A 19,174-nucleotide genomic window follows, 5' to 3' on the forward strand; every position below is an offset into this window, starting at 1 on the left:
CACGCGGAGGAACCGTCGTAGTCGAGCGTGCACGGTTCTTCGGCCAAGGTCTATCTCCGCACACGCGGAGGAACCCTGCAGAATGCCTTCTGCGCCTTTCGCGACAACGGTCTATCTCCGCACACGCGGAGGAACCCGTGGGCATGGCAAGGGATTAACTGATATGCCGGGTCTATCTCCGCACACGCGGAGGAACCAGCAACGCGACTGCTGACCCGATCGAGTACCTGGGTCTATCTCCGCACACGCGGAGGAACCTGTAGCGACCGCCGAAAACACGGGCATGGAAAAGGTCTATCTCCGCACACGCGGAGGAACCGACGATTTCCTGCGCAAATTCCCGCAAGGTCCGGGTCTATCTCCGCACACGCGGAGGAACCGTCGAGCACGTGACAAAATAAAAAGTGCAAAAGGGTCTATCTCCGCACACGCGGAGGAACCTGGGTGTAGAGCTTCGTGCCGTTCTGAATCGACGGTCTATCTCCGCACACGCGGAGGAACCGATTTGTCTGGGGCCCTAAAGATCGCGAAGCAAGGTCTCTCTCCGCACACGCGGAGGAACCCGAGGTCGAGCTCGTTGAGCGTGCGCTCACCGGGGTCTATCTCCGCACACGCGGAGGAACCGGGCGACGAGAGAGACGCTCACGCTGCCTTCCGGGTCTATCTCCGCACACGCGGAGGAACCCCGACCGGATACTCGAGGTCGGCCCAATGCCCGGGTCTATCTCCGCACACGCGGAGGAACCGGCGTGATGATGTCCATGTCCACCCATCCCACGGGTCTATCTCCGCACACGCGGAGGAACCGACAACACTTATGCGGACATGACGCTGGACACGGGTCTATCTCCGCACACGCGGAGGAACCCTGGCGAAGAACGTGCGGTGCTCGTTCCCTCACGGTCTATCTCCGCACACGCGGAGGAACCATGCTCAAGTCGATCCGCCAGCGCCGCGGTGAGGGTCTATCTCCGCACACGCGGAGGAACCGATGACGCCGGCCTATATGGCTGCGTGCTTCCGGGTCTATCTCCGCACACGCGGAGGAACCCGACCACACCAGAATGCAGCGCGACGCGGGCATGGTCTATCTCCGCACACGCGGAGGAACCATCCTCTACCGCGCGTGCGCGAAGGATGCCGAGGGTCTATCTCCGCACATGCGGAGGAACCAGTTCGTCCAGACTGCCGATATCGCCTTTCCAGGGTCTATCTCCGCACACGCGGAGGAACCTCGCCGGAACAGTCGAGCCTCAACAAACCGCTGGGTCTATCTCCGCACACGCGGAGGAACCAAGCCAAGCCACAGCGGAGAGCCGCCCCCCCAGGGTCTATCTCCGCACACGCGGAGGAACCCCGCCGACGGTTCCGGTGCCGCGCGGCGCCACGGGTCTATCTCCGCACACGCGGAGGAACCCACCTCTTCCCAGACCTGTGACCGGAGATCCCGGGTCTATCTCCGCACACGCGGAGGAACCTGAAGCAAGTGGCGGCTGTGGATAACTCGGTCGGGTCTATCTCCGCACACGCGGAGGAACCCTGGAATGCCGCCGCCATGACGCGGTCCTGTGCGGTCTATCTCCGCACACGCGGAGGAACCTACGCCGAGCAGGTCAGCAAGCAATGCTTCTGCGGTCTATCTCCGCACACGCGGAGGAACCCGGACAAGAGCTTTCTCGGCAACGCGTCGGAAAGGTCTATCTCCGCACACGCGGAGGAACCTGTCGTATCGCTCATTCAGTCTGGCTCGGTGAGGGTCTATCTCCGCACACGCGGAGGAACCTCTCCCACTTACTTTCATGATTTAAAAGAACAAACGACCGATTCGATGTTCCGAACAGGCCAGCCGGCCGAGAGTATGGCGAGTGGCCCGCTGGCTGTCAAACATAGAAACGCTGAACTGCCGCGCCACGCTCATGCAGGACCCCGCCGTATGCAGCATGCAGATCGCACGCACGATTTAGGCGGATTCGTATGGAATTACCTACGCTCGAAAAGTAAAAAGATAGTCATCCAAAACAAAAAACGATCACTGCGTGACATAGAGGCAACCGCACGTGATCAGAGAGCGCATGCGAACAGAGACAAACAAGAGCGATACTTTCGTCGCGTGGGGCAAGCGGCCGAGAGACGGAGACGAGCACTCGCTCTTCCATCCGCTTTGCGATCACATGCTGGATGTGGCGGCGTGCTTCATGGCGATCGCGCATTGCGGGCGCATTCGCGACGCCTTGAGCGTCAGCGCCGGTCGGTCATTGAGCGAGCAGGATGTCGAGCGGCTCACAGCACTTGCCTATCTGCACGACTTCGGAAAGGCCAATAGCGGCTTTCAGGCGAAACGATGGAAAGGCCCCGCGCCGCGCGAATGGCCGCAGAAAGCAGGACACGGCGTGGAGGCGCTCCACGCGTTCCACTGCGGTGGAGCACCGCTTTCAGAACTGCCCATCGAAGCGATATCGACATGGGGCGGCGGTGTGTATGAACTTCTGCTGGCGAGCCTGGGCCACCACGGTCGTCCCCTCAAGGATCCATCGGGAATCGATCCGCTGATATGGCGGCCCGTGCGCGATGCCGCCGGTCGCGATCTCTACAGTCCTGCCATCGCGCTGAAGGAAATCGGCGCTGCCTTGCGTCAGCACTTTCCACTGGCATTCGACTCGGGCGGCGAGCCGCTCCCGTCCACGCCCGCGTTCGTTCATCTGTTCGCGGGCCTCGTGCAATTGGCCGACTGGCTCGGTTCCGATCTGCGCTTCTTCGAGTACGGCACGCCAGGCTCCGCGCGCGCGCTGAAAGACGCGCTCGATCGGGCATCGAAGGCGATTGCATCTATCGGACTCGAAACCTCGGCGCTGCGCGCGCAGCTGATTCGCGAAGGATTCTCTTTCCAGTCCGCTTTCGAAGTCGATGCGCCACGCCCGGTTCAAAGCGCGCTCGGAGAGGAAGAACTCGGCCCGCTTCTCATCCTCGAATCGGAAACCGGTAGCGGCAAGACCGAAGCCGCGCTGTGGCGCTTCGCGAAGCTCTTCGAGGCCGGCAAGGTCGATTCGCTGTATTTCGCGCTGCCTACGCGCGTGGCCGCCGCTCAGGTTTATGAGCGCGTGCGCAAGTTCGTCGCGCGTCTCTGGCCGAAGAACGCGCCGGTCGTCGTGCGTGCCCTGCCGGGCTACGAAAGCGCGGATGGCAATGAAAAATTCGCCTTGCCGGACTTTCAGGTCTTGTGGGCCGATCATCCCGACGATGCGACGGCGCACCAGCGCTGGGCCGCCGAGTCGCCGAAGCGGTTTCTCGCGGCGACGATCGCCGTCGGCACGATCGATCAGGCGTTGCTCGCGGCGCTGCAAGTGCGTCATGCGCATCTGCGTCATGCGGCGCTTTGCCGGTCCTTGCTCGTCGTCGACGAAGTGCACGCGTCCGACGCCTACATGTCGCAAGTGCTGGAGCAACTCCTCAAGGCGCATGTCGCCACGGGCGGCCATGCGCTGCTTTTGTCCGCCACGCTCGGTTCAGGTCAGCGCGCGCGGTTTCAGCGCATCGCGAGCGGGGGCGGGGAAGTCGCTGTGCCAGATATCGAAGAAGCCGTGCGATCGCCGTACCCCGCGCTCACGGACGGTGGAACCGTTCGAGGATTGCCCGGCTCCGGAAGATCGAAGACGGTCCACTGGCAAACACTCGACGCAATCGACGATCACGAGCGCATCGCCCAACTCGCATTCGATGCCGCGAAGCAAGGCGCGCGCGTATTGATCGTCCGCAACACCGTACCGGCCGCAATCGCGACACAAAAGGCGGTGGAAGCGTTGGTCGACGCATCCGGCGATCGCGCATGGCTGTTCGATCTCGAGGGCGTCCCGACGCTGCATCACAGCCGCTTCAGCCGGCAGGACAGGCCGTGTCTCGATGCGCGCGTCGAAAAGCGCGTCGGCAAGGTGCGCGAGGCAATGCAGGCGTGCATCGTCGTTGGCACGCAGACGCTCGAGCAAAGCCTCGATATCGACGCGGACATGCTCATTACAGATATCTGTCCGATGGACGTGCTGTTGCAGCGCATCGGCCGCTTGCATCGGCACGAACGCAAAGGCGAGGATCGCCGGCCGAAGGGTTTCGAAGAAGCGCGCGCTTGGGTGCTCATACCGGCGAGCGGTTCCTTCGAAGCGTGCCTTCAGGTGCCGCGCAATGGCCTCGGCCCGCTGAAAGACGGCGGCGGCGTCTATCCCGACTTGCGCATGATCGAAGCGACGCGACGTCTGATCTGCGAGCAGCCGAGCCGCGTGATTCCGCGCGAAAACCGCAGCCTCGTGGAGCGCGCGACACATCCCGATTGCCTGCATTCGATACAAAAAGAACTCGGCGCATCGTGGGAGCAACTTGCGCAACAGCTCGAAGGCGGCACGAGCGCCAAGCGAATAACCGCGCGACTCAATGTGCTTTCCTACGACGCGCGTTTCGATGAAGCCGGGTTCCCTGACGGCGACGAGCACATCGCCACGCGTCTTGGCGCGGCCGACCGTCTCGTCGAGTTCGAACCGCCTGAGCCGGGGCCGTTCGGCGCGGAGGTGCGCCAGATCGCCATCCGTCATCACATGCTGTCACCCCGGCTCGACGCAGACGCGAAGCCGGATTCGATCGTCCGTCACGACGGAGGTTTCGAATTTGCCTTGGGCGCCGCTCGCTATTCGTACACCCGGTTCGGTATCGAGAAGATCGGCGCGCGCAAAGTTTAGAGCCCATTCATGCACATCCAATTCAGCTTGCTCGATCAAGCGCTGATCCGCTACCGGACCAGCAATCGACAGGAACGGTACGCGACGCTGCCGGAACTGCTGATCGCGTTCAACAATGACGAGGTGAGCGATTTTCCCGCGCTGCGTCCGCATCAGCGTCATCCGTGGCATGCGTTTCTCGTGCAGCTTGCGGCGATCGCGCTTCATGCGGCGAAGCGCGATACGCCCTTCGAAACCGCCGGCGAATGGCGCACGGCATTGCTTGCACCTGACGCCCGACGATAGCGACGGCGCGGCGTTCTCGCTCGTCGCACCGGACGATCGCCCAGCCTTCTTGCAGGCGCCGTGTGAGCGTGGGGCATCGCGCACGTGGAAGAAGTGCCTTGCAACGCCCGACGCGCTCGACATGCTGGTGACATCGAAGAATCACGACCTCAAGGCCCAACGCATGGCTCATGCACAAGCCGAGGACTGGATCTACGCGCTCGTCAGCCTGCAGACACAAGATGGCTTTCTTGGTGCGGGCAACTATGGCATTTCGCGCATGAACGGCGGCTTCGCCAGTCGTCCGGCGTTCGGTGTGGTGCCGATCGGCCGCTGGGGGAAGCGCTGGGCGCGTGACGTCCGGCTTCTGCTTCGCAATCGCAACCAGATTGTGGAGATGTTCGAGTTGAAGGAAAAAGACGGCATCGCGCTCGTGTGGCTTCAGCCTTGGGACGGCGCGAGCAGCCTTTCCTTCGACCAACTCGATCCCTTCTATATCGAAGTGTGCCGGCGCGTGCGTATTCAGGCGCACGGCGAAACGTTCGCCGCCATCGCCACGACCAGCAAGACCACGCGCATCGCCGCGAAGGAACGGTGCGGCAAGACGGGCGATGCCTGGACGCCGATCGAGGCCGCCGAGGGCAAGGCGCTGTCGATCACGGCGAGAGGCTTCGATTACAAACTCGCGAGCGCGCTTGCGTTCTCGAGTGAATACAAGCCGACCATCACGCAAAATGTGCAGGAAGACGATGCAAAAGAAGGCCTCGTCATCCTCGCTCAAGCTATCGCGCGCGGTAAGGGAAAGACCGAGGGATATCACGAAAGACGCATTCCGATTACGACGAAGATGCGCGACTTGATGCTGCGGCAAAGCAGCGATGAGGTCGCCAAGGTGGCACAAGAGCGCATCACGGCAATCAGCGATGTCCGCAAGACGCTTTGGGGCGCGTTGTGTGCGCTCCTGGGCAACGACGCTCAGAACGTGAGCGACGAGATCAAGAACAAAGCGGGCAAGTTTGCGAGCGCGTTCGAGCAAGGCGAAGACCAGCGATTCTTCGACGATCTCGGCAAGGAGATCGAAGCCGACGACCGGGACGGTGAGCACGACCAATGGCTCCTTGCGATCGTCGATCGCGCCGCCGCAGTGCTGGAGCAAGCATTCGTCGCGGGACCGCGCAGCGCGGAACGCGTCTATCGCGCTCGAGGCGCGGCGCTTTCGCGTTTTCACGGTTTCTTGCGTTCAGAGAAAGCGCCGAATCGAATCGCTCGCGTGTTGAAAGACCGCGATGAAGCGCGTAAAGCCGCGCAATCCGAATCGTTCGAAGGGGATTCAGATGACTCAAATTGAAGGCGTCGCGCCGCAAACATGGCGCGTCTCGAGCAATCAGGCACAAACGCTCGCCCGTTTCATCGAAGCCGGAAGACAAGGCGAAGGCGCGCTGAAGGCGGACCATGTCGCGCTCAAGCGTCTCAACCCGGATGCGGAGTCGCTGACGGTGCAACAGATTGCGGCCCTCACGCGCGCTTTGCAGCGTGCGAAAGTGGATTGCGAACAATTGAGCGTCGAGGGCTGGAAGCGATGGGCCGTGATCGTGAACGGCATCGCGCTGACGGGTCATCACATGCCGAAGGATGGCGAGAGCAAGGCGAACGCACGATTCGGATTCCAGTTGAGGCGCGCAGGCGTGTCAGATGCGCGCGTCACCCGGCTTTTCAACGCGCGTGGCGATGCGTTTTTCCCACTGCTGCAGCGTGCTCTTCGCATGATGCAAAGCAGGAATGTCGAGCCGAACTGGGCCGAACTGGGCACCTTCGTCCTGAACGAAAGCGCGGAACATTCCAAGGGAAAGCGTTGGGCGGAAGCGCTGCGCATCCGGTTCGTCCATGACCATGCCAGCGCCAGCCCCGAAGGCGCAAAGAAGCCGTGACCGCCGGCACGCAGACAAACGCCTACTCAATCAGCAACCGAAGGACCGAACATGACTCACCCGCGCTTCATCCAGATTCACACGCTGCAAAGCTACTCCGCCGCGCTTCTCAACCGTGACGATTCCGGCCTCGCGAAACGCCTTCCGATGGGCGATGCCATCCGCACGCGTATTTCATCGCAATGTCTCAAACGGCACTGGCGCACGGCCGACGATCACCACTCGCTGGCGACGCTCGGCGTGCCGATGGCCGTCCGTTCGCGCATCACGCTCACGATGATCCGCGACGAACTGATCAGGCAGAACGTGCCCGAGGCCCTTGCTCAAACCGCGGCCGAGGCCTTGCGCGATGCAGGCTTGCTCGACAAGGGCGGAAAGAAGCTCAAGGGAAAGGATGCGTTGGAAACCGGGCAGGCCGTTCTGCTCGGCAAGGCGGAAATCGACTATCTCGTGCAGCGTTGCGCGACGCTGGCGCGAGAATGCCCAGGAGGAGGCGGCCTTGACATCAGCGGTCGCCGGCTTCCTCAAGGAGGAGAAGGCGAACATCGAAGCGCTCAAGCACGGCAGCGGTCTCGAGTCGGCGCTCTTCGGTCGCATGGTCACGTCGGATATCCTCGCGTCGCGCGATGCCGCAGTGTATGTCGCGCACGCGTTCACCGTGCACGAAGCGCAGGTGGAGAACGACTATTTCACCGTCGTCGACGACCTCTTGCGCGAAACCGGCGAACGCGGCTCAGCAGGCCTCTTCGACACGGAACTCGCGTCCGGTCTCTACTATGGTTATGTCGTCGTGGATGTGCCTCAACTGGTGGCGAATCTCGAAGGTATCGGCATGGCGGAGTGCTTTTCGGCGCATCCCGAGCGGCGCGAACTGGCAGGACGGGTCGTCAACAACCTGCTGCATCTGATCGCGACCGTCAGTCCCGGCGCGAAGCGCGGTTCGACAGCGCCATTCGGTCACGCGAGCCTGATGCTCGTCGAAACGGGTGACTGGCAGCCGCGCAGTCTCGCGGGCGCTTTCGAAACGGCGCTGAAGCTGAAGGGCGCGAATATCCGCGAGCACGCAATCAGGCAACTCGCGCGGGAAATCGACAAGCACGACGCGGCATATGGGGCGCCGCTCGATCGCCGGTATCTCGCGCTCGATGACGAGACGCCGATGCCGAAGGCCCAACGCCTCTCACTCGATCAACTCGGCAAGTGGGTTCAGAACCGCATCGTCGAGGGCGCGTGACATGTCCCGACATCTGCTGATGCGCTTGCGCGCACCGCTCGTGTCGTTCGGCGGCGAAACGATCGACAGCAACGGCGTGATCCGCGACTTTCCCGCGCTGTCGATGGTGACGGGCCTGATCGCCAATGCGCTCGGTTACGATCGCGGCGACTTCGCTTCGCACGACCGGTTGCAGGCGCGCATCGTGATGGGCACGCGGCTCGATGACGGCGGCACGCGGCTCGTCGATTTTCAGACAGCGCAGCTCGGCAAGCGCGACGAGGCATGGACGACGCGTCGTGAGCCCGAGACGCGTCAGGGCGACTCGTACGAGGGCCCGCATTTGCGTCATCGCGAGTATCACGCGGATCTCGACGCGCTCATCGCCATGCGGCTCGAACCGGCGGACGAGAAACCGACGCTCGATGACATCGCGGCCGCGCTCGATCGGCCGAAGCGTCCGCTTTTCATCGGCCGCAAGCCTTGTCTGCCGATGACGCGCGTGTTCATCGACATCATCGATGCCGACGACATACTCGACGCGCTGCAACAGACCGCTGCGCCGGACGTGCCCGAGTTCCGCGTTCAATTGCCCGAAGGCGAGGGCACGCCGCGTCAGTCGCGATGGCAGGACGTATGCGACGAACGCAACTGGAAGACTGGCGTTCACGGCGGCTGGCGGCGCGTGCTCGAAGGGAGCGGCCCAACACGGGTGACGCCTGCAGCGAATTCATCGAACTTGGCGGAACGATCCGTATGACCGTCTTCAACTTGATGCACTGCCAACCCGATTCGCGCAAGCTCGTGCTGTGGGCCTCGCGGCAAGGCTGGTTGCCGGCGGGCGGCGATCTCGGCTATGCATTGCATGCGGCGCTCCATCTCGTGTTCGGTGAGCGCGCGCCGAAGCCTTTTTACTATCGCGATGCGCGCGCGGGACTGCTGGCCTACACGCAAAGCGAGGCTGAACAACTGCACGAGGCGGCCGCGATGTGCGCGGCGCCCGATCTCGCCGACGCACTGGGTCTCGACGCAGGGCCGCGAAGTCCCGGCCTGTGCGTGCGTGCGTTTCCGCATCGCTGGGACGCGGGCCGCGTGCTGGGTTTCGAGGTCCGCGTGCGGCCCACGCGCCGTAACAGTTACGTAGAGAATGATCGCAAGCACGCGAGCGAGCGCGATGCGTATCGCGAAGACGAAGCGCGCATGGAGGACCAGCAGCCCCTGCCGCGCGAGGCCGTCTATGCACAGTGGCTCGCCGAGCAATTCGAGACCAGTCGCGCCGCGAAGCTGGTCGAAGCGCGCATGACGCGCTTTCAGCTCACGCCGGTCTTGCGCCGGACACAGTCGAGCGAGCAGGGGTACGGAGGCCGCAAGCCGCACACCATCGTCGGTCCGGATGCCACGTTCAGCGGGCACGTTCGCGTCGAGGATACGGACGCGTTCGCAAGCCTGCTCATGCGCGGCGTCGGGCGTCATCGTGCGTTCGGGTTCGGCATGTTGCTGCTCAAGCCGGCGTCGATATCGGCATGAGTCGCGCAACACGCCCGTGCTGAAGGGTCGCCTCGGACTCGACACTTCGCGCGTTCCGCATGTGGATCGTCACGGTCTCGTGTGGCTCGAGCGCGGTGAGTTGAACGTGATCGACGGATGCCTGCATTTTTCGAGCGGGAAATATGTCGATCAGATTCCGCATCAGTCGGTGTCGATGATTCTGCTCGGCCCGGGCAGCAGCGTGACGCACGACGCACTGCGTCTGCTCGCCCGTCATGGGACGCTGCTCGCGGCGGTGGGCGTCGACGGAGTGCGTACCTACACCGCGCCGCCGTTGATGCCGGACCGTTCGAGCGTCGCGCGCCGGCAAGCGGAACTGTGGGGCAGCCCGCGACGGCGCTTGAGCGTCGCGCGGCACATGTATGCGCTGCGTCTGGGCGAAGTGCTGCCGCATCGCGATCTCGACACGCTTCGCGGCATCGAAGGCGCGCGCGTGAAGACGATCTATCGGCTGCGGGCGCAGCAGTTCGGCATCGACTGGGACGGGCGTCGTTATGACCGTGCGAATCCCGAAGCCACCGATCTGCCGAATCAGGCGATCAATCATGCAGCGACGGCGGTGCAGGCGGCGGCCGCCATCGCTGTGCAGGCGCTGGCTGCGATACCGCAGCTCGGATTCATCCACGAGGATTCGGGGCAAGCGTTCGTGCTCGATATCGCCGATCTTTTTCGCGATGACATCACGCTTTCGATAGCGTTCGCCGCCGTAAAGGAAGCCGGGCGAAACGATCAGACGATCGACCGTCTGGTGCGGCGCGAGGCGGCGCGGGTGTTTCGCAAAAAGGCGGTCATTCCCGCGATGATCGATCGCGTGAAGCAAGTGCTGCGTCTGGACGAGAAGCTGGAGGAGAACGATGGCGCTGGTCGTGGTAGTGACGCGTGATGTGGCGGACCGGTTTCGCGGATTTCTTGCCTCGGTGATGCTGGATGTCTCGGCGGGGGTGTATGTCGCGCCGCGCATGAACAAGGGCGTGCGCGAACGGACCTGGTCAGTGCTTGCCGATTGGCACGGACACGAGCCGCGAGGCAGTGTGGTGATGGTTTGGCGGGATCTGGATGCGGTCGGTGGTATCGGGATCGCGCATCTCGGTGCGCCGCCGCGAGAGCTTGTCGATGTCGATGGGATGTATGTCGTGCGGCGGTTGATGGCGTAGGTGCGCGTATTGTTCTTTGAAAATTCGGCGTTTGAGATTGGATCAGAAGGGGGATTTTGCGTTTCTGGTCATGGGGTTATGAGGTAGAGGTTCCTCCGCGTGTGCGGAGATAGACCCAGGACCGTGGCCAGCGCGGTCATCAGCCCCCAGGTTCCTCCGCGTGTGCGGAGATAGACCTCTGCGTCAGACCGGCAAAAACTTGCGTCTGCGGGTTCCTCCGCGTGTGCGGAGATAGACCCCAGAGGAGCGGAAGGGGAGAGGCTTTTTCACCGGTTCCTCCGCGTGTGCGGAGATAGACCGCTCTACGAACGCCTAACCGCGCTCAACATTGCGGTTCCTCCGCGTGTGCGGAGATAGACCGTGCCGGGCGTCACGCGTGCGTGGGTCGCGCCGGGTTCCTCCGCGTGTGCGGAGATAGACCCGTGATACCGTCTTTCTCTGCCACGGACGAGACGGTTCCTCCGCGTGTGCGGAGATAGACCTGAGGACGATGCCGAGGCTTTGATCGCAGAAAAGGTTCCTCCGCGTGTGCGGAGATAGAGCCAGGTTGACATGACCGACCCGCTCAAGAGCGAGATTCCTCCGCGTATGCGGAAACATCCCCCACCTCCCCCCGCGCCCGCTTCCCCCCCGCCACAAAATAAGGCGTCGCCACGCGCCCCAACGCCTCCCTTCCCCGAATCCGATCCGCGATCTTCTCCGCCAACATGATCGTCGGCGCATTGAGATTCCCGGTCGTGATCTGCGGCATGATCGACGCATCCAAGACGCGCAATCCTTCCATCCCATGCACGCGTCCCTCCCCATCGACGACAGCCATATCGTCGTAGCCCATCTTGCACGAACAGGAAGGGTGATAAGCCGTCTCCGCCTTCGCTCTCACGAAGGCATCGAGTTCCGCATCGCTTTTCAGGTCATCGGAAGGATGAAGCTCGCGCCCCCGATACCGCGCGAGCGCAGGCTGACGCATGATCTCCCGCGTGATGCGAATCGCATCGCGGAACTCGCGCCAGTCGAGCGGATCGGCCATGTAGTTGAAAAGAATGCCCGGATGCGCATGCGGATCGCGTGACTTGAGCTTCACGCGCCCGCGGCTCGGCGAGCGCATCGATCCGACGTGCGCCTGAAATCCGTGCATCTTGATCGGATTCGATCCGTTGTAGTTGATCGCCACCGGCAAGAAGTGATACTGAATGTTCGGCCACGGGTCGTCGTCGCGTGTGCGGATGAACCCGCCCGCTTCGAACTGATTGCTCGCGCCGATGCCCGTGCCGTTCAGCATCCACTCGAGGCCGATCGCCGGCTGATTCCACCACTGCAACGCCGGATACAAGGAGACAGGCTCCTTGCATTCGTATTGCATGTACATCTCCAGGTGATCCTGCAAGTTCTCACCGACACCCGGCAGATCGTGCACCACGGGAATCTCCAGCTCCCTGAGCCACGCCGGCCGCCCCACGCCCGAGCGTTGCAGCAATTGCGGCGAAGCAATCGCGCCGCTGCACACGAGCACCTCGCGCCGCACATGCGCCGTGACACGCTGCCCGCCGTGCAGATACGCGACGCCGATTGCACGCTTGCCCGCGAACACCACGCGGTCGGTGGTTGCATGCGTAACGATCGTGAGATTCGCGCGATGCTTCGCGCGATCCAGATACCCGCGCGCCGTGCTCGCACGCCGTCCGTTCGCAGTCACAGTGCGATCCATCGGGCCGAAACCTTCTTGCTGATAACCGTTCAGATCCTCGGTGCGCGGATAACCCGCCTGCACGCCGGCCTCGACCATCGCGGCGAAAAGCGGATTGTTGCCGGGCTTGCTCGTCGTCACATGCACGGGGCCATCGCCGCCGTGATACGCATTCGGACCGATATCGCGTGTCTCCGCCTTCCGAAAATACGGCAGGCAGTCGAGATAGCTCCAGTCATCGAGCCCCGGCTGCGCGGCCCAGTTATCGTAATCGAGCGCATTGCCGCGGATATAGCACATGCCATTGATGAGCGACGATCCGCCCAGCCCCTTGCCGCGCCCACATTCCATGCGGCGGTTGTTCATATGCGGCTCGGGCTCGGTTTCATACGCCCAGTTATAGCGCCGCCCCTGAAGCGGATATGCCAGCGCCGCGGGCATCTGCGTGCGAAAGTCGAAGCGATAGTCCGGCCCGCCCGCTTCGAGCAGCAGCACGCTCACGTCCTCGTCTTCGGTGAGGCGCGACGCGAGCACGTTGCCCGCCGATCCCGCGCCGACGATGATGTAGTCGTATTCTTTCGCGCTCATCGCAAATACTCCTTAAAACACGGGCTGATAGGGGCCGAGCTCGACCTGCACGGACTTGATGCGCGTATAGGCATGCAGCGTGACGATGCCGTTCTCTCGCCCGATGCCCGATTGCTTGTAGCCGCCCACGGGCATTTCCGCCGGCGATTCACCCCACGTATTGATCCAGCAAATGCCCGCCTGAAGCCGATGAATCACGCGATGCGCGCGCGACAGGTTCTCCGTCACGACACCGGCCGCAAGACCGTAATCCGTATCGTTGGCGCGCGCGATGACTTCGCTTTCGTCATCGAACGCGAGAATGCTCATCACGGGTCCGAAGATTTCCTCGCGCACGATGCGCATGTCGTCGCGACAATCGGCGAAGACGGTCGGCTCGACATACTGGCCGGAAGCGAAGATGCCATCGGTCATGCGCGAACCGCCCGCGACGAGCCGCGCGCCTTCGCGCTTGCCGCTCTCGATGAAGCCGAGCACCTTCCGCAATTGCGCTGCGCTCACGAGCGGCCCGAAGTTGGTATCCGGATCATCGGGTGCGCCGATGCGAATGCGCTTCACGCGCGCCAGAACCAGCGCTTCGAATTCATCCATGACACCGCGCGCCACGAACACGCGCGTGCCGTTCGTGCACACCTGTCCCGAGCTGAAGAAGTTCGCGCTCATCGCGATATCGGCGGCGCGTTCGAGGTTGGCATCGTCGAAGACGATGAGCGGCGACTTGCCGCCCAGTTCCATCGTCACTTCCTTGAGCGTCGAGCCGCCCGCGTGGGCCATCACCTTCTTTCCCGTTTCGACGCCGCCCGTGAACGAAATCTTGTCGATGCCGGCATGTTCGGCGAGCATCGCACCGACCCGGCCATCGCCCTGCACGACGTTGAAGACGCCCGCGGGCACGCCCGCTTCGGTATAGATTTCGGCAAGCTTCAACGCGGTCAGCGGCGTGACTTCGCTCGGCTTGAAGATCATCGCGTTGCCCGCGGCGAGCGCGGGCGCGGACTTCCAGCACGCGATCTGAATCGGGTAATTCCACGCGCCGATGCCCGCGCACACGCCGAGCGGTTCGCGCCGCGTATAGACGAACGACGATTCGCGCAGCGGAATCTGCTCGCCTTCGATGGCCGTCGCAAGCCCCGCGTAATACTCGATGACATCCGCGCCCGTGACGATATCGACCGTGCGCGTCTCGGCGATCGGCTTGCCGGTATCGCGCGTTTCGATCGCGGCGAGCTCGTCGTTGCGCGCGCGAAGCAGGTCGACCGCGCGGCGCAGGATGCGCGAGCGCTGCATCGCGGTCATCGCGGCCCATTCGCGCTGGCCCTCACTCGCCGAGCGCACCGCGCGATCGATATCCGCCTGCGACGCCTGCTGCACGCGCGCGAGCGTTTCGCCGGTCGCGGGATCGAGCGTGTCGAAGGTTTCGCCGCTCGTCGCATCGACGTATTCGCCGCCGATATAAAGCCGTTGCTCTCCGAATGCGGACATGTCGCGCTCCTTCAAAAGTGATGGACTCAACCGCGCGCTTCCAGCACGAGGTCGATGTAGTCGTAGGCGAGCCGCAGCGCGCCCTTCGTATCGAACGGTTCGCCCGCGAGCGCGCCGCGCAGCCACAGGCCGTCGATCAGCGCGGCGAGGCCGCTCGCGGCACGGCGCGCGGCCGGCTTCGGCAATGCTCGCGCGAAATCCGCGCACAGATTCGAATTCAGACGCCGGGTGTTCACGCGTTGCAGCCGCCGCAGCTCCGGCTTGTGCATGCTCTCCGACCAGAAGGCGAGCCACGTCTTCATGACCGGCCCGTTCACCTGTTCGACGTCGAAATTCGCGGCGACGACCGCGCGCAGCTTCGAGCGCGGATCGGGCTTCGCGGCCTTGCGGCGGCGTGACGTGCCCTGCCACAGCGAGCGCAGCACATGACGCATCGTGGCTTCGAGCAGGCCATCCTTGTCGCCGAAGTAGTGACTGACGATTCCCGTCGACGTACTCGCGCGCTGCGCGACCGAGGCGAGCGTCGCGCCCGCGAGCCCCGACTGGTCGATGGTGTGCAACGTGGCGTCGATGAGTTGTGCGCGGCGGATCTCGCGCATTCCGAGCTTGGGCATGGCGGTTCTGTAGCAGACGAGTTGCGCCGATACTAGGTTTTTTATTTTGAACGGTCAATCAATAAAAACCGGGTCGAAAGGATTTCGGGGCGCGATGTCGGTTTCAGTCAAACGCGCGTCGCATTGAGTGACAGTCGCGGCTTCGCGAGAGCGCTACCCTCGTTTCACGGGCGCGATGAGGCAACGATGAGCCAAAGGAGTGCGGCGGACTCGTCGCGCGTGCCGTCCACGAATCATGGAGACGATCAATGAGCAGCAATCGCGGCGTCGTTTATCTGGGGCAGGGCAAGGTCGAGGTGCAATCCATCGACTATCCGAAAATGGTGGATCCACGCGGCCGCGACATCGGCCACGGCGTCATTCTGAAAGTAGTCAGCACCAATATTTGCGGTTCGGACCAGCACATGGTGCGCGGCCGGACGACTGCGCAGGTCGGTCTCGTGCTCGGCCACGAGATCACGGGCGAAGTCATCGAAGTGGGGCGCGATGTGGAGACGCTCGCGGTCGGCGATCTCGTGTCGGTGCCCTTCAATGTCGCTTGCGGCCGTTGCCCGACCTGCAAGGCGCAGCACACGGGCGTGTGCCTGAACGTGAATCCGTCGCGCGCGGGCGGCGCGTACGGCTATGTCGATATGGGCGGGTGGATCGGCGGCCAGGCGGAATACGTGATGGTTCCGTACGCGGACTTCAATCTGCTGAACTTTCCGGACAAGGCCCAGGCGATGTCGAAGATCCGCGACCTCACCTGCCTCTCCGACATTCTTCCGACGGGTTATCACGGCGCGGTGATGGCGGGCGTCGGGCCGGGCTCGACGGTGTATATCGCGGGCGCGGGCCCGGTCGGCATGGCGGCGGCGGCATCGGCGCGCCTGCTGGGTGCGGCGTGCACGATCGTCGGCGACATTAACGAGGAGCGTCTTGCGCACGCGCGTGCGATGGGCTTCGAGACGATCAACCTGTCGAACGACGCGACGCTCGGCGAGCAGATCGAGCAGATTCTGGGCAAGCCGGAAGTGGACTGCGCGGTGGATTGCGTGGGCTTCGAGGCGCATGGCCACGGCAGCGACAGCGGCCACGAAGCGCCCGCGACGGTGCTCAATTCGCTGATGGAGATCACGAAGGCGGCGGGCGCAATCGGCATTCCGGGTCTCTACGTGACCGACGATCCCGGCGCCGTAGACGCCGCCGCGAGGAAAGGCAGCCTGAGCATCCGCTTCGGCCTCGGCTGGGCGAAGTCGCACTCGTTCCATACCGGGCAGACGCCGGTCATGAAGTACAACCGCAATCTGATGCAGGCGATTCTGTGGGACCGGTTGCCGATTGCGGATATCGTCAATGTGACGGTCGTGTCGCTCGATGAAGCGCCGGACGGTTATCGCAAGTTTGATGGCGGTGCGCCGCGGAAATTCGTCATCGATCCGCATGGGTTGTTGAAGGCGGCTTGAGGGTAGCGCCCCCGGAGGTTGTTTTGCTGCGGGGGCAGTTGGCCGTGTTTGTTGGTCTATTAGCATTGCCCCGGAGAGGGGCTTTTGCGCGCAAGAAATCGCCGTGCGACGGAGTTTAACGCTTCCGTAAAAAAGCGCACGCGGGATTCCGCCGTATTCTTTCAAGTCCGGCGCGTGGTTGCGCCGCGAACGGGTCTTGGCAGCTTGAAGCAATCCGCACCGGCACGGCAAGCTTTAATCACGTCTTGCTCCACGGCTTGCGCGCCGTGCGTGGCTGGTTCATCTGGGTCGAGGCGGCATCGCGCGGCGTGCGCGAAGACTTGCACAGGCGCAGCTTCGTTGCGGTCGCATTCATCACGCGCGCCGCGTCCTTCACAAGACCTACGGCGTATTCCCCTGAACTAGCGGAAATCAAGCCAAAAACGCCATCCTGCGAACAAAAATCGGCGTCATACTTGACGCATGAAGGCCGATTATCTCCGCACCGCGCTTTCCGTCCGCCTCGCGCGCCCCGATGACGCCGCCGAGATCGCGCGCATCCACGTCAAGGCCTGGCAGGCCGCTTATCGTTCGATGTTTCCCGCCGAATTTCTCGATTCCCTCTCCATCGCGAAGCGTCGCGCGCTATGGACCGCCTTGATCGCACGCGGCACGCCACGTGTGATGCTTGCGCAACGCAACGACATCCTGCTGGGCTGGATCGCATGGGGACCGTCGCGCGACCACGACAAAGGCAGCACGGACGCCGAAATCGAAGCCATCTACGTCGATCCGGCGCATTGGCGCAAGGGCGCAGGCAGGATGTTGATCGACGAGGCCATCAACGCCGCGGCGAGCGAAGGCTATCGGGAAATGACGCTCTGGGCGCTGGAAGAAAACGCGCACGGCCTGCGCTTTTATAAGGCACTCGGCTTTGCGCTGGATGGCGTGTTCCGCACGGAACGTGTCGGCGGATGCGAAGTCTGCGAAACGCGCCTTCACCTGAGGATCTGAGCGGCTCAGGCCACCATCGCAGGGACGGAAGACAACGACGGCACCTGTTTGCGCCGTTCGCGCGTCGGCGCCGTGCCGAACGCATCGCGATAGCTTTTCGAGAAATGACACGCCGACTGGAAGCCGCACGCCATCGTAATATGCATGATGGACATGTCGGTCTGCAGCAGCAGCTCGCGCGCGCGCCGCAGACGCAAGGTCAGGTAGTAATGCGTCGGCGTCATGCCGAGGTGCTCGCGGAATAGCCGCTGCAATTGCCGTTGCGACATGCCCGCGAGCCGCGCCAGTTCTTCGCGCGACAACGGCTCCTCGATGTTGTTCTCCATCAGCGAGATGACTTCGAAGAGCGACTTGTTCGCCGACCCGAGACGCGCCACCAGAGGCATGCGTTGCTGTGCGCTCGTATCCCGCACATGCTCGACGATGAACTGCTCGGCAATCTGCGTGACCCGCGCCGTGCCGACGCGCGCGGCGATCAGATTCAGCATCATGTCGAGCGGCGCGACGCCGCCCGTGCACGTCACGCGATCGCGGTCGATCACGAACAGCTCCTTGAGAAAGCGCGTGTCGGGAAACTCTTCCTTGAGCGCCGACATGTTCTCCCAGTGGATCGCGCACGCATAGCCGGCGAGCAGTCCCGCGCGCGCCAGGGCATAGGTGCCGGTGCAAAGCGAGCCGAGCACGCTGCCCGTGCGTGCGAAGCGGCGCAAGGCCGACAGATGCGCGGGCGTCGTCGAGCGCTGCACGTCGATGCCGCCGACCACGAACACGATGTCGGGCTGTCCCACGCAGTCCACCGGACCGGTATCGACGGAGAGCCCGTTGCTCGCCGTGACGGGCCCGCCGTCCGGACTCACGATCGACCATCGATAGAGCGGCTGCCCTGTCAGGTAGTTCGCCATGCGCAGGACTTCAACCGCATTCGTGAACGCGATCATCGTGAAGTTGGGAAGCGGCATGAACGCGAAGTGCGACAGCGACGCCGTGCGATCGGAGGACATGTGAGAACTGATTCCTTGGAATCTGATGTTTGACGCCGTCAATCGCGGCGCTTTACCACTTCTTCAATTTTGGTTTCGAGTGCAACTACCATGCCATCAGGCTAAACCCTGAGCCATGGAAGCCACCGTGCATGCTTTGCTGCGGGTACGCACTAGGGCGGGGCCATGTGTCGCGAGCCGCGCACTGCCTGAGCGCACGATCGTTCCGATGCAGTGCAGCAGAAAGAACGAATACATGCGCTACACCCAATCCGAATTCGCCACTTGTCGAAAACAGACGTGCATGTCGGAAAAGGCAAAGAACACGTCTGAATTCGTAAATTGACCGGCAGGGCGAAAGTCAAGAATAGACGCAACGACGAAGGAATCGATCAGGCGCTCCAAAGCGCGTCAGACCTTCGTCTTTCCCCTCTACCCGGCAACGCGGAGCACACCCAGATGAGCACCCTCCACAACGACAGCATCATCATCGACGGACTGAACATCTCGAAGTTCGAGCGCTCCGTGTTCGAGGACATGAGAAAGGGCGGCGTGAC

At 63.1% G+C, this 19,174-nt stretch carries 14 protein-coding genes, 2 pseudogenes and 2 CRISPR repeat arrays (1 of these 18 running past the window's edge); of the genes and pseudogenes, 12 read left to right on the forward strand and 4 right to left on the reverse strand.

The annotated features are described in order from the left end of the window. Positions 1-1,783: a CRISPR direct-repeat array (repeat unit 28 nt; unit sequence GGTCTATCTCCGCACACGCGGAGGAACC) (it extends 687 nt beyond the left edge of the window). A 289-nt stretch (positions 1,784-2,072) separates the two neighbouring features. The 9 genes and pseudogenes from NCR38_RS20905 (at position 2,073) to cas2e (ending at position 10,828) form a co-directional block, all read left to right on the forward strand. Further along, a complete protein-coding gene (locus NCR38_RS20905; RefSeq protein WP_061120461.1) occupies positions 2,073-4,721 on the forward strand; it encodes a CRISPR-associated helicase/endonuclease Cas3 in 2,649 nt (882 codons plus the stop codon). A 9-nt stretch (positions 4,722-4,730) separates the two neighbouring features. Then, complete coding sequence (locus NCR38_RS20910) at positions 4,731-5,006, forward strand: hypothetical protein (RefSeq protein ID WP_250477544.1); 276 nt, start codon at positions 4,731-4,733, stop codon at positions 5,004-5,006. Continuing rightward, positions 4,984-6,333: a type I-E CRISPR-associated protein Cse1/CasA gene (locus NCR38_RS20915; RefSeq protein WP_250477545.1), complete on the forward strand. Its 1,350-nt coding sequence runs from the start codon at positions 4,984-4,986 to the stop codon at positions 6,331-6,333. Before NCR38_RS20910 ends, NCR38_RS20915 begins: the two co-directional genes overlap by 23 nt. Continuing rightward, a complete protein-coding gene (casB, locus tag NCR38_RS20920) occupies positions 6,320-6,913 on the forward strand; it encodes a type I-E CRISPR-associated protein Cse2/CasB (RefSeq protein ID WP_061120463.1) in 594 nt (197 codons plus the stop codon). The genes NCR38_RS20915 and casB overlap by 14 nt, the downstream gene beginning before the upstream one ends. A gap of 51 nt (positions 6,914-6,964) precedes the next feature. Further along, positions 6,965-8,147 (forward strand): annotated as a pseudogene (gene cas7e / locus NCR38_RS20925) (type I-E CRISPR-associated protein Cas7/Cse4/CasC). Position 8,148: 1 nt separating this feature from the next. Continuing rightward, positions 8,149-8,886 carry a type I-E CRISPR-associated protein Cas5/CasD gene (gene cas5e / locus NCR38_RS20930; protein WP_250477546.1) on the forward strand — a complete coding sequence of 246 codons (738 nt, stop codon included), beginning with the start codon at positions 8,149-8,151 and terminating at the stop codon, positions 8,884-8,886. Further along, the gene (gene cas6e, locus NCR38_RS20935) at positions 8,883-9,653 is read left to right on the forward strand and encodes a type I-E CRISPR-associated protein Cas6/Cse3/CasE (protein WP_061120466.1); all 771 of its coding nucleotides are present in this window, start codon (positions 8,883-8,885) and stop codon (positions 9,651-9,653) included. Before cas5e ends, cas6e begins: the two co-directional genes overlap by 4 nt. A 16-nt stretch (positions 9,654-9,669) precedes the next feature. Next, positions 9,670-10,557, forward strand: a complete 888-nt coding sequence (cas1e, locus tag NCR38_RS20940) for a type I-E CRISPR-associated endonuclease Cas1e (protein ID WP_061120467.1) — start codon at positions 9,670-9,672, stop codon at positions 10,555-10,557. Next, positions 10,529-10,828: a type I-E CRISPR-associated endoribonuclease Cas2e gene (gene cas2e / locus NCR38_RS20945; protein ID WP_061120468.1), complete on the forward strand. Its 300-nt coding sequence runs from the start codon at positions 10,529-10,531 to the stop codon at positions 10,826-10,828. The genes cas1e and cas2e overlap by 29 nt, the downstream gene beginning before the upstream one ends. A gap of 88 nt (positions 10,829-10,916) precedes the next feature. After that, positions 10,917-11,371: a CRISPR direct-repeat array (repeat unit 28 nt; unit sequence GGTTCCTCCGCGTGTGCGGAGATAGACC). A 22-nt stretch (positions 11,372-11,393) separates the two neighbouring features. Here cas2e and betA read toward each other — a convergent pair. Genes betA through betI form a run of 3 tightly spaced genes read right to left on the reverse strand, consistent with a single transcriptional unit; the run spans position 11,394 to position 15,199 of the window. After that, a complete protein-coding gene (gene betA / locus NCR38_RS20950) occupies positions 11,394-13,103 on the reverse strand; it encodes a choline dehydrogenase (protein WP_409219300.1) in 1,710 nt (569 codons plus the stop codon). Positions 13,104-13,115: 12 nt separating this feature from the next. Beyond that, the gene (gene betB / locus NCR38_RS20955) at positions 13,116-14,585 is read right to left on the reverse strand and encodes a betaine-aldehyde dehydrogenase (protein WP_061120469.1); all 1,470 of its coding nucleotides are present in this window, start codon (positions 14,583-14,585) and stop codon (positions 13,116-13,118) included. A gap of 26 nt (positions 14,586-14,611) precedes the next feature. Beyond that, positions 14,612-15,199: a transcriptional regulator BetI gene (gene betI, locus NCR38_RS20960; RefSeq protein ID WP_061120470.1), complete on the reverse strand. Its 588-nt coding sequence runs from the start codon at positions 15,197-15,199 to the stop codon at positions 14,612-14,614. 248 nt (positions 15,200-15,447) lie between these two features. On the opposite strand from betI, the gene fdhA reads away from it, so the two are divergent. Both fdhA and NCR38_RS20970 read left to right on the forward strand, forming a co-directional pair. After that, positions 15,448-16,644: a formaldehyde dehydrogenase, glutathione-independent gene (gene fdhA / locus NCR38_RS20965; RefSeq protein WP_250477547.1), complete on the forward strand. Its 1,197-nt coding sequence runs from the start codon at positions 15,448-15,450 to the stop codon at positions 16,642-16,644. Positions 16,645-17,106: 462 nt separating this feature from the next. Beyond that, positions 17,107-17,637: a GNAT family N-acetyltransferase gene (locus NCR38_RS20970; RefSeq protein ID WP_250477548.1), complete on the forward strand. Its 531-nt coding sequence runs from the start codon at positions 17,107-17,109 to the stop codon at positions 17,635-17,637. A gap of 5 nt (positions 17,638-17,642) precedes the next feature. Here NCR38_RS20970 and NCR38_RS20975 read toward each other — a convergent pair whose 3' ends face one another. Then, a complete protein-coding gene (locus tag NCR38_RS20975) occupies positions 17,643-18,638 on the reverse strand; it encodes a GlxA family transcriptional regulator (RefSeq protein WP_061120473.1) in 996 nt (331 codons plus the stop codon). Between the two features lie 438 nt (positions 18,639-19,076). Between NCR38_RS20975 and NCR38_RS20980 the strand changes: the two are divergent. Beyond that, positions 19,077-19,174: pseudogene (locus NCR38_RS20980) on the forward strand (peptidase M19); the annotation flags it as partial.

Source organism: Caballeronia sp. INML1, from assembly GCF_023631085.1.
GTDB lineage: Bacteria > Pseudomonadota > Gammaproteobacteria > Burkholderiales > Burkholderiaceae > Caballeronia > Caballeronia turbans.

Bases quoted from the DNA above. Each gene is read 5' to 3' on its own strand.
- NCR38_RS20905 (WP_061120461.1), top strand. From the start codon at position 2,073: ATGCGAACAGAGACAAACAAGAGCGATACTTTCGTCGCGTGGGGCAAG.
- NCR38_RS20910 (WP_250477544.1), top strand. From the start codon at position 4,731: ATGCACATCCAATTCAGCTTGCTCGATCAAGCGCTGATCCGCTACCGG.
- casB (WP_061120463.1), top strand. From the start codon at position 6,320: ATGACTCAAATTGAAGGCGTCGCGCCGCAAACATGGCGCGTCTCGAGC.
- cas5e (WP_250477546.1), top strand. From the start codon at position 8,149: ATGTCCCGACATCTGCTGATGCGCTTGCGCGCACCGCTCGTGTCGTTC.
- cas6e (WP_061120466.1), top strand. From the start codon at position 8,883: ATGACCGTCTTCAACTTGATGCACTGCCAACCCGATTCGCGCAAGCTC.
- cas2e (WP_061120468.1), top strand. From the start codon at position 10,529: ATGGCGCTGGTCGTGGTAGTGACGCGTGATGTGGCGGACCGGTTTCGC.
- betA (WP_409219300.1), bottom strand. From the start codon at position 13,103: ATGAGCGCGAAAGAATACGACTACATCATCGTCGGCGCGGGATCGGCG.
- betB (WP_061120469.1), bottom strand. From the start codon at position 14,585: ATGTCCGCATTCGGAGAGCAACGGCTTTATATCGGCGGCGAATACGTC.
- betI (WP_061120470.1), bottom strand. From the start codon at position 15,199: ATGCCCAAGCTCGGAATGCGCGAGATCCGCCGCGCACAACTCATCGAC.
- fdhA (WP_250477547.1), top strand. From the start codon at position 15,448: ATGAGCAGCAATCGCGGCGTCGTTTATCTGGGGCAGGGCAAGGTCGAG.
- NCR38_RS20970 (WP_250477548.1), top strand. From the start codon at position 17,107: ATGAAGGCCGATTATCTCCGCACCGCGCTTTCCGTCCGCCTCGCGCGC.
- NCR38_RS20975 (WP_061120473.1), bottom strand. From the start codon at position 18,638: ATGTCCTCCGATCGCACGGCGTCGCTGTCGCACTTCGCGTTCATGCCG.